General features: G+C 37.9%; 18 protein-coding genes. 5 read left to right on the top strand and 13 right to left on the bottom strand.

Annotated elements, in window-relative coordinates; translation table 11 throughout:
* Positions 1-828: 828 nt before the first annotated feature.
* The 5 genes from AX762_RS03575 to AX762_RS03555 all read left to right on the top strand — a co-directional run bounded on the left by AX762_RS03575 (position 829) and on the right by AX762_RS03555 (position 4,002).
* A complete protein-coding gene (locus tag AX762_RS03575) occupies positions 829-1,386 on the top strand; it encodes a hypothetical protein (protein WP_071847796.1) in 558 nt (185 codons plus the stop codon).
* Positions 1,387-1,406: 20 nt separating this feature from the next.
* A complete protein-coding gene (locus AX762_RS03570) occupies positions 1,407-1,694 on the top strand; it encodes an ImmA/IrrE family metallo-endopeptidase (RefSeq protein ID WP_071847795.1) in 288 nt (95 codons plus the stop codon).
* Positions 1,695-1,712: 18 nt separating this feature from the next.
* Complete coding sequence (locus AX762_RS03565; RefSeq protein ID WP_071847794.1) at positions 1,713-2,459, top strand: SHOCT domain-containing protein; 747 nt, start codon at positions 1,713-1,715, stop codon at positions 2,457-2,459.
* A 92-nt stretch (positions 2,460-2,551) separates the two neighbouring features.
* On the top strand, positions 2,552-2,863 hold the full coding sequence (locus tag AX762_RS03560) for a hypothetical protein (RefSeq protein ID WP_071847793.1): 312 nt from the start codon (positions 2,552-2,554) through the stop codon (positions 2,861-2,863).
* A gap of 2 nt (positions 2,864-2,865) precedes the next feature.
* Positions 2,866-4,002, top strand: a complete 1,137-nt coding sequence (locus AX762_RS03555; protein ID WP_071847792.1) for a site-specific integrase — start codon at positions 2,866-2,868, stop codon at positions 4,000-4,002.
* Between the two features lie 97 nt (positions 4,003-4,099).
* On the opposite strand, the gene lepA is transcribed toward AX762_RS03555, so the two are convergent.
* The 13 genes from lepA to rimP form a co-directional block, all read right to left on the bottom strand.
* Positions 4,100-5,923 carry a translation elongation factor 4 gene (gene lepA / locus AX762_RS03550; protein ID WP_071847791.1) on the bottom strand — a complete coding sequence of 608 codons (1,824 nt, stop codon included), beginning with the start codon at positions 5,921-5,923 and terminating at the stop codon, positions 4,100-4,102.
* A gap of 254 nt (positions 5,924-6,177) precedes the next feature.
* Positions 6,178-7,326 carry a molecular chaperone DnaJ gene (dnaJ, locus tag AX762_RS03545; RefSeq protein WP_071847790.1) on the bottom strand — a complete coding sequence of 383 codons (1,149 nt, stop codon included), beginning with the start codon at positions 7,324-7,326 and terminating at the stop codon, positions 6,178-6,180.
* A 143-nt stretch (positions 7,327-7,469) separates the two neighbouring features.
* Entirely contained in the window at positions 7,470-9,302 is a 1,833-nt protein-coding gene (dnaK, locus tag AX762_RS03540; protein ID WP_071847789.1) for a molecular chaperone DnaK, read from the bottom strand.
* A 28-nt stretch (positions 9,303-9,330) separates the two neighbouring features.
* Positions 9,331-9,894 (bottom strand): nucleotide exchange factor GrpE, encoded by a 564-nt coding sequence (gene grpE, locus AX762_RS03535; protein ID WP_071847788.1) that lies wholly within the window; start codon positions 9,892-9,894, stop codon positions 9,331-9,333.
* A 20-nt stretch (positions 9,895-9,914) separates the two neighbouring features.
* Positions 9,915-10,943, bottom strand: a complete 1,029-nt coding sequence (gene hrcA, locus AX762_RS03530) for a heat-inducible transcriptional repressor HrcA (protein ID WP_071847787.1) — start codon at positions 10,941-10,943, stop codon at positions 9,915-9,917.
* 162 nt (positions 10,944-11,105) lie between these two features.
* Positions 11,106-12,062 (bottom strand): bifunctional riboflavin kinase/FAD synthetase, encoded by a 957-nt coding sequence (locus AX762_RS03525; protein ID WP_071847786.1) that lies wholly within the window; start codon positions 12,060-12,062, stop codon positions 11,106-11,108.
* Positions 12,063-12,064: 2 nt separating this feature from the next.
* Positions 12,065-12,988, bottom strand: a complete 924-nt coding sequence (gene truB, locus AX762_RS03520) for a tRNA pseudouridine(55) synthase TruB (RefSeq protein ID WP_071847785.1) — start codon at positions 12,986-12,988, stop codon at positions 12,065-12,067.
* Between the two features lie 126 nt (positions 12,989-13,114).
* Positions 13,115-13,471 carry a 30S ribosome-binding factor RbfA gene (gene rbfA / locus AX762_RS03515; protein ID WP_071847784.1) on the bottom strand — a complete coding sequence of 119 codons (357 nt, stop codon included), beginning with the start codon at positions 13,469-13,471 and terminating at the stop codon, positions 13,115-13,117.
* 29 nt (positions 13,472-13,500) lie between these two features.
* Complete coding sequence (infB, locus tag AX762_RS03510) at positions 13,501-15,897, bottom strand: translation initiation factor IF-2 (RefSeq protein WP_071847783.1); 2,397 nt, start codon at positions 15,895-15,897, stop codon at positions 13,501-13,503.
* Positions 15,898-15,919: 22 nt separating this feature from the next.
* On the bottom strand, positions 15,920-16,219 hold the full coding sequence (locus AX762_RS03505) for a YlxQ-related RNA-binding protein (protein ID WP_071847782.1): 300 nt from the start codon (positions 16,217-16,219) through the stop codon (positions 15,920-15,922).
* Positions 16,209-16,505 (bottom strand): RNase P modulator RnpM, encoded by a 297-nt coding sequence (gene rnpM, locus AX762_RS03500; RefSeq protein ID WP_071847781.1) that lies wholly within the window; start codon positions 16,503-16,505, stop codon positions 16,209-16,211. The genes AX762_RS03505 and rnpM overlap by 11 nt, the downstream gene beginning before the upstream one ends.
* Positions 16,506-16,528: 23 nt before the next feature.
* On the bottom strand, positions 16,529-17,902 hold the full coding sequence (gene nusA, locus AX762_RS03495; RefSeq protein WP_071847780.1) for a transcription termination factor NusA: 1,374 nt from the start codon (positions 17,900-17,902) through the stop codon (positions 16,529-16,531).
* Positions 17,903-17,942: 40 nt separating this feature from the next.
* Positions 17,943-18,413, bottom strand: a complete 471-nt coding sequence (gene rimP / locus AX762_RS03490) for a ribosome maturation factor RimP (RefSeq protein ID WP_071847779.1) — start codon at positions 18,411-18,413, stop codon at positions 17,943-17,945.
* Positions 18,414-18,428 lie beyond the last annotated feature (15 nt).

The raw sequence follows: 18,428 nt of genomic DNA, 5'->3' as shown, positions 1-18,428 counted from the left end.
ATACATATATGAATGTGGATTTTTTGTGAGAAAGATTAGAGTATCTACGAAAATCATTTAGTGACATACAATAAAATCTATCTAAAGTAATTGGTATAGTAGAAGTGCTTACTCTAATCTGAAAACATTAGAATGGAACTAGTTACTGAAATAATCATTAAACTGTCTAAAAATTTAAATGTTTCTGCAGATTATATTCTTGGAATTAACTTTCCTGAGTAGGCTTCTAAATATTGACGTCATAGAGTTACAAATTCTAAAATATAAAGCAATATAAATATAGCCTATGTCGCAGAATTATTAACTGAAGCTGAAAAGCAACGTATGATAGAAACCATGACTATCCTCTTCTTATATAAGCTTTAAAAGAATAAACGATATGGGAAACGTGATGGTTGAAGAACTATAAAAATTAGTTCGAAACTTTAGATTCATTCACTGTAGTTGAACATACTGGAAATGAATTTAATAATTTCGCTTTTAGAAATAACCCGATAGGACAGTACGTATAGCTACTTAATGCTCCTGCCATTTTATTAAACGACAAATAAGAGAGTTCTCTAAAAAGTTTTTTATACTTACTCATGAATCGCAACACGCTTTAGAAGATGAAGATTTATCCGGATACTATGTATTCGATCACAAATCTTTAGCTAAGCTTGAAACCAGAGCGAATACATTTGCTATTACTCTTTTATTTCATTTCTGCTTAGATGAAAACCAGTTGGCTCCGGAAACACCACAAACACTTAAATTCGAGTACGGTGTCCCCTCAGAATATTCACAATTATTTTAAAAATATAAAAAATAGGAAGAAGGAAAATAACTATGGAATTAAAGAAATTATTACTTACCGGACTAGCAAGTACGTTTTTATTAGCTGCTTGTGGAACAGATGACGCAGAAACACCAGCTGAGGATGTAGAAGAAACAGATACTGCTGAGACAGCTGAAGAAGATATATCAGAAGATGAAGAAGTAGTTGAGGAAGAAGTCGTCGAAGAGGATGAAGAAGAAACAACCGAAGAAGAAGAAGCATTATATAATGAGGATCACGTTGTCAACTATGAAATAATCAATGAAGAAGATGTCAGTTTCGCAAACACAACCAGATATAGCTACTGGATTTATCCTGAGAATGGAGAAATGACTGAGGAAGAATTGGAAGCAACATCCATGCAGTTCATTGAAAAATTAAAAGATGACTTTGATTTTTCAGCAATTGCCCTCTTCTACATTGATAACCCAGACAATCCCGTTGGTTACCAGGCAGGCATGGTTGAGTACGTCCCTAATGGAGAATGGTCTGATGCTGACAATAGTGATGATGGAGATTATTCAGTACATGAGTACGTATTTACATACGTAGAATCTGAGGAGGAATAGCGAGGGGCCTTTTTGACAAAATGAAAAGTAATAATGATGATAAGAAAGCAAAATCAATTGAAAATTCACCGCAAAAATATTTCGTTGCTTCTCATGAATTACACCATGCGCTGGAACATGAAGAGATCGCCAGTTACTACACATTAAATGCCTTCTCTCGTTCTAAGATGGAGCAAGAAGCAAATAAATTTGCTGTTGGCTTGTGCTTAAATTTGTATATTAAGGAAAATGGATATAATCATTTGAGTAAAATCGACTTAGTTAATGCATACGGTATTCCTATAGAAATGCTTGAGATTTTCTTATAAAAGAAAGGAAGAATGTTGATGAGTTTTTTAGATGATTTAAAGGGGAAAGCTAGCGATTTAAAAGATAAAGCCAAAGTTGCATTAGATGAATCCGAAAAAAATAATAATATAAAAAAGAAAATAAAAAATGAAGAGGTTTTGATCTCCGAAGAAAAGATATTCTTCGAAGAATATAATAAGCAATCTCTTGAAGAGTTTGTTATCGAAGAACAAAACAAATTCAGACCTACTAAACGTACAAAACACTTACTTATTGATGACAACTCCAAACAATGGACTACGTTTAAAACAATGAGCAAAACATTTAAATATTCCGAGTTACTTTCTTATGAATTAATAGAGGATGGTGAAGCTGTTACTAAAGGCGGCGTAAGTTTGGGCCGTGCTGTTGTTGGAGGAGTGCTTTTCAGTGGCGTCGGAATGATAATTGGTGGACTTACTGGAAAGAAAAAAAGCAAAAATTTCGTTACCGACATGAAAATTGTAATTTCTGTAAATAATCCTGATAATCCTTCTATTATCGTTCCATTAGTAAAGAAAAAATTAAAAAAGGACTCAAAAGATTACAAAAAGCTAGCTGAGAATGCACAGGAAACTTTGAGTTATCTGGATATGATAGCAGCATACGAAGAAAAAAAGCTTAATATAGATAAAGAGCCTGTTGAAAGAAGCGTTGCAGATGAATTAAAGGAATATAAAGAATTGTTAGACATGGGCATAATCAATCAAGAAGAATTTGATAAAAAAAAGGCCGAACTACTATAGTAAAAGATTAGCCTCCGGGCTTTTCTTTTTACATAAAAAAGAACATACATTCGCATTTAACGGTTGGAAGTACGAGAAATGGAGTGAATACCATGTTTATTGTTGAAATGACTACCTATGAAACGGACTTTGTAAAGAAAAGTACTGGCGCTTATGATGTGAGGACTTTTGACATTAATCACGAAATGTCTTTGTTTGCATATTATTATGATGAATATATTCATTTAAAAATTAGAAGATATAAAGATGAGGAAACAACTTTAAATGACTGGGAAAAAATTAAATCTGTTGGTCTTCTGTACCCTGACATCAACTTAAACGATACAAAAGATGTCTATTTAGATTTAGAGGACAATCAGTTGCATGTGAAAAACGGACATACTATGTATAGAAGGAGTGATTAACGATGGAAGGATCAGTCAGAAAAAGAGGAAGTAAATGGTATTACTCCTTTGAAGGCGCAAAAATAAACGGCAAGCGAATGAGGTATGAGCGTGTCGGAGGAAACACCAAAGCAAAAGCCTTAGAATCATTAAGAAAAGCGCTCAATGAGTATGAGCGCTCAGGCATTATTGAGGATTTGACCGATATGTCCGTGCAGGATTACTTTGACTATTGGTATGAAGATTATGTCGTAAGGAATTTAAAGTACAATACACAAATAAATTATCGCAACGTGATCGATTCGCACATCTTGCCGTATATAGGTAAATATAAACTGCAAGCCGTCCAGCCTGCAGTCATTCAAAAGGTTATCGACAACGATTTTGAGAAAGGTCTAGCTAAACAGACCTTGTCTATCATTAAAACCGTCATCTCCGGAGCTTTTAAGCGGGCTGTCTATCCTTATCAGATGATACGAAGCGATCCAACACGCTACATCCAAATGCCTAAATATGATCAACGTCATAAAAGTACGAAAGACGATTTAAAGATCATCACTGTCGAACAATTTCAAACGCTACAAGAATACGTCCCTCAGTCCAGCCCTTTTTACATCCCGATGATGATTGCTTTTTACACCGGATTAAGACGAGGCGAAGCGTTAGGGCTGACCTGGGACAACATCAGCTTTGAGGAGCAAACTTTGACCGTTGAAAAGATCATCGTCATGAAAGGGAAAGAATGGGAAATCGGCACACCTAAGACACAAGCCTCCTACCGGACCATTGACATCGGTGGTCAATTGGTTGATCTTCTTAAAAAGCACCGTAAGCGCCAATTAGAAAATAAACTTTTCTATGGCCAGCACTATACAGACAACAATTTTATCTGCACGAAAGAGAATGGTAAGTTAACGACACCTCACAGCATTAAGCATTATGGAGAAAAAGCTAAGAAACAATCAGGTATTGAATTCTCCTTCCATTCATTCAGACACACCCATGCCACGCTGCTTCTAGAAAACGGCGCTATCGATAAAGCCATCCAGGAGCGATTGGGTCATGCACGCATCGGAACCACCATGGATACCTACTCTCATCTCACCAAAAAGACAAAGAAAGAAACTGTCGACATTTTCGAGAAAAGCTTCCAGAAATAGCAAAAATTGCCTACCACCCAACTTCAATGTTGGCAAATGGTAGGCAATTAGTTTGATTTATAGATTATTTTAAACAGAAACGTTGATGTAAAAGGGTTTAATCTTCATCCAGGTTCAATACTGCCATGAAGGCTTCTTGTGGAATTTCCACACTACCCACATTCTTCATGCGTTTTTTACCTGCTTTTTGTTTCTTCAGGAGTTTTTGTCGACGTGTGACGTCTCCGCCGTACAGTTTAGCTGTCACGTCTTTACGGTAAGCTTTTACTGTTGAACGAGCAACAATATTCTGACCGATCGTTGCCTGGATCGGAACCTCAAACTGCTGTCTTGGAATGGTCTTTTTCAACTGCTCAACAACTGAACGTCCACGAGACTGTGAAAAGTCTTTATGCACGATGAAACTCAGTGCATCCACTGGCTCGCCATGAATGAGGATATCCAATTTCACCAGGTTACTTAAACGGTATCCAGATTCTTTATAATCCAGAGAAGCATAGCCTTTCGTGCTGGATTTCAATCGATCAAAGAAATCATAAACGATTTCTGAAAGTGGGATATTATAGACGACATTCACTCTAATATCATCAAGGTAGTCCATCGTGAGAAATTCGCCACGTTTACGTTGAGAAATTTCCATGACAGCACCCACGTATTCATTCGGGACGGTGATGGTTGCTTTTACATATGGTTCTTCGACTGATTCGATTTGCTGAGGTTCAGGCATTTCTGACGGATTGGATACCATGATGGATTCGCCATCCGTTTTGTTTATTCTATAAATAACTGAAGGTGCTGTTGTAATCAACTCTAAATTGAATTCGCGTTCAAGTCGCTCTTGAATGACATCCATGTGAAGCATCCCTAAAAAGCCGCAACGGAAGCCAAATCCTAGCGCCTGTGACGTTTCCGCTTCGTATTGGAGTGCAGCATCATTCAGCTGCAAACGTTCAAGCGCCTCACCTAAATCTCCGTATTTAGCAGAGTCAGTCGGATACATCCCACAAAAAACCATAGGGTTCAAATGACGATATCCAGGCAGAGCTTTATCAGTCGGATTATTGGCTAATGTTAACGTATCCCCGACTCGTGTATCACGAACCGTTTTAATATTGGCTGTGACATACCCTACATCCCCAACCATCAAATAATCACGTTCGATCGGCTTAGGTGAAAAGATACCGACTTCAGTTACTTCAAAGGTATTATCATTGCTCATCGTTTTGATGGTATCACCTTTTTTGATTACCCCATCCATAACGCGAATACTTAAGACAACACCTCGATAGGCATCATAGGCCGAATCAAAAATAAGGGCTTTTAGCGGATTGTCGATATCTCCTTCAGGAGCAGGTACTTTCTGTACGATCTGTTCCAGGATTTCTTCAATGCCTACACCCGTTTTTGCACTTGATAATATAGCTTCGGACGCATCGAGTCCAACCACGTCTTCTATCTCTTTACGAACACGCTCGGGATCAGCTGCGGGTAAGTCGATTTTATTGATGACCGGTAAAATTTCAAGGTCGTTTTCTAATGCTAGATACACGTTGGCCAAGGTCTGCGCTTCCACACCTTGTGCCGCATCCACAACCAATATAGCTCCTTCACAAGCGGCTAAACTTCTAGACACTTCATACGTGAAATCCACGTGTCCTGGAGTATCGATCAGGTGAAGGATATATGTTTCACCATTTTTAGCTTTATAGATAACTTCTACAGTATTTAATTTAATAGTGATCCCGCGTTCTCTCTCTAAATCCATGGAATCAAGTAATTGTTCCTGCATTTCCCGATCGGCCACAGTATGAGTCAATTGCAGAATACGATCGGCAAGCGTCGATTTACCGTGATCGATATGTGCAATAATAGAAAAGTTTCTTATTTGCTTCTGTCGTGCTCGTGCTATTTTTTTATCCATTCTTCTGTTTCCTCATTCCTCTAAAAACATTCTTTACTATTATACCAACGATTAGACCAGAGTACAATTACTTTTAAAAAGACAAAAAGAAGGGACCTCTCATCTTGTTTGATGAGAATATGTCCCTTCTTTTTAAAATTATTTAGTGACTACAAAGTATTAATGTGGTTTAACACTTCAATCAACACATACCGTTCCAAGAAGCCGTTACAGCAAAAGTCTTCAGGATAAGCGAAATTTCTTCGCTTATCTTATTATCTTTTGTCTTTAAAGGCGTCTTTCACTTTCGAAAAAAACGAACTGTCACCTTGCTCCACTACGTCATCGTAGTCGCTGGCTTCCGCAAATTTTCTTAAATGATCGGCTTGATCTTCCGTTAACGTATCCGGTACAACGACTTTGACTTTGATATGTTGATCTCCGTTGCCGGTACCCCTAAGTCTCGGTGCACCCTTACCTCTCAAACGGAAAGTTGTTCCAGGTTGAGTTCCAGCAGGAATTTTAAATTTAACTTTACCATGAACTGTAGGTACTTCCAACTCGTCACCGAGTGTGGCTTGAACCATATTGATAGGTAATTCATAGTAAATTTCTGACCCTCGACGGTCAAACATATTGGAAGTTTTCACTCTAAATATGACATACAGATCTCCGTATGGTCCACCATTTTGGCCTACATCGCCTTGATTTTGTAGACGCATTTGATTGCCATCTTCAACGCCGGCAGGGACAGTGACTTTAACTGAATGCTGCTGTTTTGTATGCCCTTCGCCATGGCAGACGGGACATTCTTCTTTTATTTCTTTACCTGTACCATTACATGTCGGACAAACTTGTTGCGTCATGACGCGGCCAAATGGTGTATTTCTTTCCACGTTAACCGCTCCTGCACCATGACATCTTGAACATGTTTGTGGACTTGTTCCAGGTTTGGCTCCACTTCCATCACAATTATCGCATGCTTCTTCACGATTGAACCGAATAGTAGTTTCTTTTCCAAATATAGCTTCTTCAAACTCTAGATCCATCACATACTGTAAATCTTCCCCTTGACGGGGTGCGTTAGGACTGCCTCGTCTTCCGCCACCACCAAAAAACTGATCAAAGATGTCTTCGAAGCCACCGCCGCCAAATCCACCAGCTGATCCTCCAAATCCACCACCGGCACCAAAGTTAGGATCAGTCGCGGCATGACCGTACTGGTCGTAAGCAGCTCGCTTTTGTTCATCGCCTAACACTTCGTAAGCTTCAGAAATTCCTTTGAATTTATCATCCGCATTTGCTTCTTTGTTTATATCCGGATGATATTTTTTTGATAGTTTTCGGTACGCTTTTTTTATTTCATCTTGAGAAGCATCTCTAGAAACGCCAAGCAGGTCATAAAAATCTTCTTTTCCAGCCATTTTATTCCTCCATCATTGTAATCAATTAGGCTATAACATCTGTTCAACTATAGCAGTAACAGACAGTTGGATACCAAAAAGAAAGAAAGCACTTGTTGAAAACTAAGAATAAGTGCTTTCTCCTTTTGGATATCTAACTTCTATTATTTTTCGTCGTCTACTTCTTCATAGTCTGCGTCTACGACATCTTCTGAAGAATCAGCATCTGTTGATTCGCCAGCTTCTTCGCTTTGACTTTGTTCTGCAGCTGCTTGTTCATATAATTTCACTGACATTTCCTGAACGATTTCGTTTAATGCATCACGTTTCGTTTTGATGTCTTCAGTGTCATCTTTTTCTAAAGCTGCTTTTAGTTCATCACGCGCTTCTTCAGATTTTTTAATGTCAGCTTCGTCAACTTTACCTTCTAAGTCTTTTAAGGTTTTATCGATTTGGAAGACTAACTGATCTGCTTCATTACGTAATTCAACTTCTTCTTTACGTATTTTATCTGCTTCAGCATTTTCTTCAGCTTCTTTTACCATGCGTTCGATATCTTCATCAGATAAACTAGACGTTGATTTGATTGTGATTTTTTGTTCTTTTTTCGTACCTAGGTCTTTCGCAGATACATTTACAATACCGTTTTTATCGATATCAAAAGTAACTTCGATTTGAGGAACGCCACGAGGAGCTGGTGGAATATCCGTTAATTGGAAACGACCCAATGTTTTATTGTCACTAGCCATTGGACGTTCTCCCTGTAAGACATGTACATCTACAGCTGGTTGATTATCTGCAGCTGTTGAAAAGACTTGTGATTTACTTGTCGGGATCGTTGTATTTCTCTCGATCAATTTAGTAAATACACTACCCATTGTTTCAATACCTAATGATAATGGAGTTACATCCAGTAAGACGATATCTTTAACGTCACCTGAAATGACACCACCTTGAATAGCAGCACCCATTGCGACAACTTCATCTGGGTTTACAGAACGGTTAGGCTCTTTGCCGGTTTCTTTTTTAACAGTATCAACAACAGCTGGTATACGTGTAGTTCCGCCAACTAGAATAACTTCGTCGATATCCGCTTGTTTTAAGCCAGCATCTTTTAATGCCTGACGGACAGGTTGTTTTGTACGTTCAACTAAACTATCTGTGATTTCATCAAATTTGGCACGTGTTAATGTGATTTCCAAGTGTAATGGACCTGATTCTCCCGCACTGATGAACGGTAAGCTGATTTGAGTTTGAGAAACACCTGATAAGTCTTTTTTCGCTTTTTCAGCAGCATCTTTCAGACGCTGTACCGCCATTTTGTCTTTAGATAAATCGACGCCATTTTCTTTTTTAAATTCAGCAACCAAATAATCGATGATTTTTTCATCAAAGTCGTCTCCACCAAGATGATTGTCTCCAGCAGTTGCCAGAACTTCAAATACACCGTCGCCTAATTCAAGAATCGATACGTCAAATGTACCGCCGCCTAAGTCAAAGACTAGGATTTTTTCGTCTTTTTCAACTGTGTTAAGACCGTAAGCTAAAGATGCTGCTGTAGGTTCGTTAACGATTCGGTCAACTTCAAGACCAGCTATTTTACCTGCATCTTTTGTTGCTTGACGTTGTGAGTCATTGAAGTAAGCAGGAACAGTAATAACAGCATTTGTTACTTTTTCACCTAAATAATCTTCAGCATAATCTTTGATGTGTTGTAAAATAAATGCAGAGATTTCTTGAGGAGAATATTTTTTGCCTTCTACCTCAACTTCATATTTTTCGCCCATGTGACGTTTGATTGAGCTAACTGTGTTTGGATTAGTAATTGCCTGACGTTTAGCTACTTCACCAACTTGAACTTCACCATTTTTAAATGACACAACCGATGGTGTTGTACGATTTCCTTCTTTGTTAGGAATGATTTTTGCTTCTCCGCCTTCTAAAACGGCAACCGCTGAATTTGTTGTTCCTAAGTCAATACCAATAATTTTTCCCATAATTTATCTCACCTTTACTTTTTAGTATTTATAGTGTTACTGATACTTTTGCAGCGCGCAATACGCGATCGTGCAGTTTATATCCTTTTTCAAAAACTTGTGCGACTTCGTTACTTTCCTGACCTTCATTAGCAGGCACTTGCGTGTAAGCTTCATGATAATTAGGATCGAACGGTTCACCTAACGGATCGATTATTTCAATACCCTCTTTTTCAAAAGCTTGCAAGGAACTATTATAAACCATTTCAATACCTTTTTTCAAATTTTTACCGGCTTCAGTGTCAGCTTCAATTTTTAAGGCACGTTCTAAGTTATCTAGAGCAGGTATAAGTTCCTGAGCTAATGATTGAGAGCTGTAACGCAATAAATCCTGACGTTCGCGCTGAGTGCGCCTGCGGATATTTGCTACTTCTGCTTGTAATCTCAAATAGCGATCAGTCATCTCATCCAGTTCTTGATGAACTTTAGCTAGATCGTCTTGTTCTGTTTCTTCAGATGAGTCACTTTTAACGGTTTCTTCATCGGAGTTACTATCTTCTTGAGACGTTTCAGATGCATCTTCCTGCATCCGCTGCTCTTCTTTTTCTTCCACAATACTTCCTCATTTCTTTATTAATCTAAATAATGCTCCAGTAACGTATGCGTCAAGTGTTTTCTGAATACATCCAGTACACCAAAGGTTTCGTCATAGGCCATACTCGTCGGTCCCAGTATCGCAATGACTCCTTTTCCATAATTGCTTACATTATAGGTTCTTGTAACCAGACTGAACTCTTTTAGTAGCTCATGATCAATTTCGTCACCGATTTTAACGACGAAATCATCATTGATGTGATCGATCAGCGCGTGCAAATCACCGCTGTCATCAAGCATGGTGTATAATGATTTCAATTTTTGCGTGTCCATATTCTCAGAAAAATCTAGGATGTTTAATTTACCAGAGATGTGATGCCTTGATTCAGTTGATTCTTTGAAGGCAGATTCTATAGATAAAAACATCTCTGTTGCATTAGACACATATTTACTGATGAGTAACGGAATATCTAGCTTTAATTTTTGTGCAACTTCCGTTAAAGTATGACCCACTAAATGGTGATTAAAGATATTCGTGACTTTAACCAAATCCGATTCTTGAATGGTTCTAGGCATACGAAAGACTTTATTTTCGATTGTACCTTTATCGGTTTGGATAATGGCCATCACATAATTATCATTTAATGCCAGCAATCTGAAACCAGTTAGTCGACTCGTTTCAGCTTTCGGTCCCAATACAATAGCTGTATAGTGCGTTAAATCAGATAATAATTGAGCTGATTGATACATAATATCATCCATCTGCTTTAAATGATTCCCGAAAACATCACTTATCGTTTTCAACTTATCCTGAGCAACTTCTTGAGGTTGCATTAAATGATCGATATAGAAACGATAACCTTTCAGCGAAGGCATCCTACCGGAAGAAGAATGTGTCTTTTGAATAAAACCCAGTTTTTCAAGTTGGCTTAATTCATTTCTTATTGTGGCGGAGCTTGCTTCAATGGCCGTTTCGATCATAATCGTCTTGGAACCAATCGGTTGATTCGTAGAGGTGTAAAGTCGAATGAGAGCATCTAGAATTATTAATTGTCTCTTTGTTAACATGTTAAATCACTCCTTGATGCGTCCTGCATCATTAGAGACTAGATTAAAGTGCAACAAGTATTGTCACACCTTATTTCTGTAAGCTTTCATTAAATTAGCACTCGGAGTTGCCGAGTGCTAATACATCTATAATTTAACAAATCTAATGATTACTGTCAACAATTAAATCTGATTTATTTTGACCTTTGCTAAACTTTCTTTAGCATCCAGTTCATCTTGATCTAATCTTTCAATTAATTCCTCAACAGAATTAAATTTTATTTCATCTCGCAGATAATCGACCCATTTCACTTTTACATCTTCTCCATAAATATCTTCGCTAAAATTAAAGATATGGACCTCGATCGAATAACTTGGTCTATAGCCAAATGTCGGGTTGTATCCAATAGAGGCCATCCCTTCCAGCCATACGTTATTGACCCACAGCTTAACGGCGTAGACACCTCTTTTAGGCACCATGACATAAGGATGGGGGTAGATATTAGCTGTAGGATAACCTAAATCTCTCCCCCGTGCATCTCCATGAATAACAAAACCACTTATTTCGTAAATATAACCTAATAAGTCGTTTGCCTGATCGATCTTTCCTTCGCTGATGTATCTGCGGATACGCGTGGAACTGATTTTATCTTTTTCATCCACTTTCTTATCCACTGTAACAATTTCGAATCTGTTTTTTGCATACTTATGCAGCGTGTTCATGTTCGCTTGTGCCGCTGTCCCATAAGTATAATCAAAGCCTGCAACAACTATCTTAGCGTGCCAATCAACGATATACTGATCGACAAATTCCTGAGGGGACAATCTGCCAAAACTGGCAGTAAAATCGACTTCATATAAAATATCTACCCCAAGATTTCTAATGATATCTTCCTTGCGATCGATAGGGGTCAAATACGTGTGCTTATCAGGATCAAAACTCCGATAAACAAAAGCGGGATGGCGATTAAATGTCATAACGGCACATTTCAATCCTCTATTTTTTGCTATTTCAACACCTCTATCAATAACAGCTTGATGTCCTCTATGCACACCATCGAAAAACCCTAAAACCAATACAATATCTTCATTGATAATTTTTTCTTGATCGTATGGGTGGTGAATTCTTATTATATCCATACTCACACCACCAATTTATTACGTAAAATTTTTGCAGGTTTAATGTACCGAGATTTTGTTGGATGGATCTTATAGACCGCCACAGCTTTTTCCTGGTAATAAAAAACTATTTCCTCCTCATCATTTGCTAAGTAGGCTTGACGCTCTAAAACGCTCCCGTCTTTCACCTTAACGTATTCTTCAGGATTCAACTCATAGCTTGGCATATGACTCAATGCTTTTTCAAGAGGAAAAATAGCCTCTTCTATGCGTTCTTCATCAACTAGAGCTTGAACTTCGGATAAAGTTAAGGCTTCTTCTCGATTAAAACCGCTGCTTGCTTCTCTTGTCAATTCGGACATATGAGAAGGACTCTCTAATTTTTCTCCTACATCAAAAGCTAACGTTCTAACATACGTCCCTTTCCCGCAAACAACTTTAAAAGCAAAAGAAAGCGTCTCTTGATCTGTATTTTTCACTACTTCGGATGTTCGGTCAAATGAATAAATGGTAACTTCTCTTGAAGGTCTGTCAATAACTAAACCTTTTCTCGCATATTCATACAGTCTTTTACCATTCACCTTTACAGCAGAATACATTGGAGGTGTTTGTGTTATTACTCCTATGAATTCAGACAATGTCTTATCGATATCATCTTCGTCAATGTTCATATCTACGGGCTTTTTTTCGACAATCTCACCAGAACTGTCTTCTGTAGTTGTCGAAAATCCTAACGTGATTTCGCCTGTATAGATCTTCTTCGAATCTACCATATACTCGATGACTTTAGTTGCTTTTCCAATCGCAACTGGTAATACGCCATCGACATCGGGGTCTAACGTTCCTGAATGTCCGATTTTTTTTATGTTAAGTATTTTTCTTAATTTGAAAACACAATCGTGACTTGTCATTCCTCTTTCTTTCCATATAGGTAATAACCCTTCCATTGTATCCTCCTAGATAGTGCTTTATTTATATTTTTCCACAAAAGAAAAGAGAATCTATGTTCAATAAACAAAGATTCTCTTCTTTTCTTATAACAAGAAAAACGACTTCAAATCCTACTTATAGACTTATTCGTCTTGCTCTTTTTTTATTTTGTTTAATAATTGATCGATTTTACTACCGTAGGCAACAGATTCGTCACGTGAAAACGTTAATTCTGGTGTTTTATAGAGCGAAAGGCGATTACCTAATTCTTTTCTAACCAAGCCAGTCGCTTTATCTAAACCTGTTTGCGTTTCACTTACACTTGCTTCATCTTCAGAAAGTGTACTGTAATAAATCGTTGCTTGCTGTAAATCACCGGTGACTTCCACTCCCGTAACATTTACACCGTCTACACGGGGGTCACGGACACGTTTACGTAAGATATCGGTCACTTCTTTTTGAATTTCCTGAGATACTCTACCTACTCTATAGTTAGGCATATTTGTCACCTGTCCTTATGATCTAGTTTTTATTTTTTAATTTCAACCATTTCATATGCTTCAATAATGTCATCAAGTTCAATTTCATTATAGCCTTCAATCGTTAAGCCACATTCAAAGCCTTTTTTAACTTCTTTTGCATCATCTTTGAAGCGTTTTAGACTTGAAAGTTCGCCGTCGAATTTCACAACGCCACTACGGATCAAACGAATTGAACTGCTGCGTTTAATTACACCATCAGTAACAAGACATCCGGCAATTGTTCCGACTTTTGAAACATCATATGTCTCACGAACCATTGCTTGACCAGTAACTTTTTCTTCAAATTCAGGATCAAGCATACCTGTCATCGCTGCTTCGATTTCATCGATAGCGTTATAGATGACACGGTGTGTACGAATATCAACCTCTTCACGGCTAGCACTTTCATTTGCCTGAACAGTTGGTCTTACGTTAAATCCGATGATGATCGCCGAGCTCGCAGAGGCTAATGTAACATCACTTTCGTTGATTGCACCGACTCCGGTATGAATGATGTTGATTTTAACACCTTCCACTTCGATTTTTTCCAAACTAGCTGCTAATGCTTCAACAGAACCTTGGACATCACCTTTGATAATAACGTTAACTGATTTCAATTCGCCTTCTTCTAAACTATCAAACAAGTTTTCCAATGTTACTTTATTGGTAATTGAACGTTGAGCATCAGTCGCAACCGCTGCTCTTGATTCGCCTACTTGTCTGGCAGTTTTTTCATCTTCAAAGACCACAAAACGATCTCCGGCTTGAGGCGTATTATTTAAACCAGTAATTTCTATTGGTGTAGATGGTAATGCTTCTTTTACACGACGGCCTTTGTCGTTAGTCATCGTTCTCACACGACCATAGGTATTTCCCACAACAATGGGACTACCTTGACGAAGTGTTCCTTCTTGAACAAGAAGTGTAGCGATTGGACCTTGTGATTTATCTAAACGAGCTTCGATGACTGAACCGATAGCTAAGCGTTTAGGATCTGCTTTTAGTTCTTCAACTTCAGCAACAAGTAAAATCATTTCAAGTAATTCATCCAGGTTTTTATTCATGAGAGCGGATATTTGAACGAAAATCGTATCGCCGCCCCAATCTTCTGGAACCAAACCATGTTCTGTTAATTCCTGCATAACACGATCAGGATTAACTCCCGGTTTGTCTATTTTATTCACAGCAACGATGATCGGTACGCCAGCAGCTTTTGCATGGTTGATCGCTTCGACTGTTTGAGGCATAACACCGTCATCAGCAGCGACTACAATGATAGCTATATCAGTGATGTCAGCACCGCGTGCACGCATGGTAGTGAACGCCGCGTGACCAGGTGTGTCCAAGAACGTAATTATTTTACCCTTTACGTTCACTTGATATGCACCAATATGTTGAGTGATCCCGCCAGCTTCGCCTTCAGTCACTTTAGTTTCACGTAAACTGTCTAGCAAGGTTGTTTTACCGTGGTCAACGTGACCCATAATGGTAACGGTTGGAGGACGATTCACCATGTTTTCTTCTACAGGTGTTTGTGAAAAGAAAGTATCAAAGTCTGTTAAATCAACTTGTACTTTTTCTTCCGTTTCAATTCCATATTCAGTACCTAATAATTCGACCGTCTCTTTATCCAATGATTGATTTTGAGTTGCCATAACACCCATCATAAATAATTTTTTGACGATTTCAGCTGGTTCACGATGTAATTTTTTCGCTAATTCAACAATAGTTATGCCATCAGTATACTCTAAAACTTCCGGCAAATCTCTATACTTACGCGGTGTAGCAGATACTTGAGGTTTTTGATTCCTTTTGCCCTTACGTCTTCTTGCACCTGCTGGTCCACCATGTATACCTCTATGTTGTCTAGAATTGCGTCTCTTTTTGTTTTCAAAGGATTGTTTTTGCTGCTCATCCGTTGTACGTTTAGGTATTTCAGGCGTTCCACTTTTGTTTTCTTGTGTTGCTGGTTTTTTAGCGGCATGTGTTGCTGGTTTTTTATTATTTATATTATTTTGTCCTTTGCTGTGCTGAGATTGGCTCTCAGTTTTTTTATTCTGATTTGTTGCTGGTTCAGGTCGATTAGGTTTATCTGTAGATTTTATTTGTTTATTCTGATGCTGGTTCGTATTGGTTTTGTTATCATTTTGATTAATAGCTTTTTTGACTTCTTTTGCTGGCTTAGCAGAAGCCGGTTTATTCTGACTAGCTTGTGATTTAGATTCCGATTTTGCTTTTGGTGCGGTGTTCTGGCTGATTACCGTTTTCAGTTGAGCAACCTCTTTATCTTCCATAGAGGTCATATGACTACTGAAATTGAACCCCATATCTCTAGCTTTTTCTAAAACATCTTTGCTTGCCATGTTATTTTCTTTTGCGAATTCGTAGACTCTTTTTTTGCTCATATAATCACCTTCCCATTCTTAATTAAAGCAATTTTTGAAGGGAATGCATAAAACCATCATCCATGAGGGCACATACTGTCCGGTCCTTCCCTAAAGCGTGAGAAATTTCTTCTCGTGTAAATGCTGTTACTAAAGGAACATCATAATACTCACACTTATTCAAAAATTGTTTTGTTGCATTGTCGCTAGCGTCAGAAGCTAAACAGACTAACTTTGCGTTGTTGGACCTTATCGATTGAAGAACTAAACTTTCACCAGAAATCAACTTGCCAGCACGTTGAGTTAATCCTAATAAGTTTAAAGCACGTTCTTTATTGTTCATTCTCAATTTCCATTCTCGCTTTTTTATAATCAATGTATTCTATCAGCTCGTCATAGAAGGAATCATCAACTTGTGCATCAAGCGTTTGGTTAAATAACTTTTTATCTTTTGCCTGTTTGACTAATGATGTATCTAAAGAAATATAGGCGCCTCGTCCATTTTTCTTGCCTGTTGGATCGACTGAAACATCACCATCTTTGTTTTTGACGATACGAACCATTTCTTTCTTTGGTTTCATTTCCCTAGAAACGATACATTTCCTCATAGGTATCTTACGCTTTTGCATAATTTATCACCTTATTCACTTTATTATAACTTGTTTTCATCATCTGGAAAAGTCTTCTCTTCTATTTCTTCCACAGAGGTTTCTGAGATTTCTTCTTCGCCCAGGTCATCTCTTTTTTCTGCAAGTTCAACTAAATCTTCTGCATCATTGGAATCGAGTTCTCCTACTTGGAAGTCTATCTCCATTGCAGCATCGTCCGATACATCTTCATCTTCATACTCACTGACTTCAGTTGAATCATCACCTTCAAACAATGAAGGTCCCTCAGAAATCGACTCAAGATCATTCGTCGCATCTGCATCATTTTCTTCTAAAGCTTCAAAAAACGACTCATCTTTCAACTCAACTGTCTCCGGTTTAAGAGATGCCATGTCAGATTCTGACTTGATATCAATTTTGAAACCAGTTAATTTTGCTGCTAAACGGACATTTTGTCCACGCTTACCAATGGCTAACGAAAGTTGATAATCTGGAACGACGATGACACATGAATGTTGATTGTCATCAAACTGAACATCAACAACTTGAGCTGGATTTAGTGCATTTTTAATGTATAAAGAAGGGTCTTTATCCCACTCCACAATATCCATATTTTCGCCATTCAATTCATTAACGATGGCTTGAACACGTGAGCCTCTCGGTCCGACACAAGTACCGACCGGGTCAACATTTTCATCACGAGAAAATACTGCGATTTTGGATCGATCGCCAGCTTCACGCGCGATGGAAACAATTTCCACAATGCCGTCATAAATCTCAGGAACTTCCTGTTCGAAAAGTCGCTTGATCAAGTTAGGATGTGTACGACTAACAAAAACTTGCGGTCCTTTAGTCGAATTTTCCACTTTACTCACATACACTTTGATGCGGTCGTGTGTTTGATATGTTTCATTTTCGATTTGGTCTCGTTTTGACAAAACCGCTTCGACTTTACCTAAATTGATATAAATAAATTTGTTGTCTTGTCTTTCAACTGTACCGGTCATCAAATCATCTTCATACTCAATATATTCATTATAGATGATTGTACGTTCTGCTTCTCTCAGTCGCTGCATGATAACCTGCTTGGCTGTTTGAGCGGCAATACGTCCGAAGTTTTTCGGAGTCACTACGAATTTGATTTTATCTCCAAGTTCGTAAGCTTTCTTCCGTTCACGTGCATCTTCAATACTGACCTCTAATTGTGAATCATATACATCTTCCACAACTTCTTTGACCTGATAAACAGTTACCGTACCTTTTTTTTCGTTGAAAACAACTTCAACATTTTGAGAAGTACCGTAATTACGTTTATACGCTGAAATAAGGGCAGCTTCTAAAGCTTCAATGACGATTTCTTTAGAAATACCTTTTTCTTTTTCTAAAGTTTCAAGAGCAGCTGCTAATTCTTTACTCATATTTTAACTCCTTTTACTCATTCTTGGCGCGTTTCACTTTTTAAAATTCTATAGCTAATCGAGCCTTAGCTATATGTTTTTTTTCAATCTGAATATCTTTGCGTCTTGTTTTATCTTTGACAGTTAAAACAATGTAATCCTCATGCCATTCTTTTAGTTTACCTTCAAAGATTTTCTCACCTTGCATTTCGCCATGTAGCACTATGTTGATATATTGATCCACCGCATTTTTTATATCATTATCTGTATGAAGTGGTCTTTCAGCTCCTGGTGAAGAAACTTCAAGATAGTAAGCATAAGGTATCGGATCAGGTTCAATAGAATCTAATTTTTCGCCTATTTTTTCACTAAACAAGGCACAGTCATCAAGACCAACCCCATCTTTTTTATCGATATATAAACGTAAAAACCAGTTTTTTCCTTCTTTTACGTATTCGACATCAACCAACTCATAACCTAAGTCCGCTGCAACAGGCTGTGATAATTCTTTAACTTTTTCAACTGTTTTCAATTACACCTTCACTCC

It is taken from the genome of Alkalibacterium sp. 20 (assembly GCF_001885615.1).
Taxonomy (GTDB): Bacteria; Bacillota; Bacilli; order Lactobacillales; family Carnobacteriaceae_A; genus Alkalibacterium.
The sequence above is the reverse complement of the archived record's forward strand: the minus strand, read 5'-3'. Positions and strand labels throughout refer to the sequence as shown.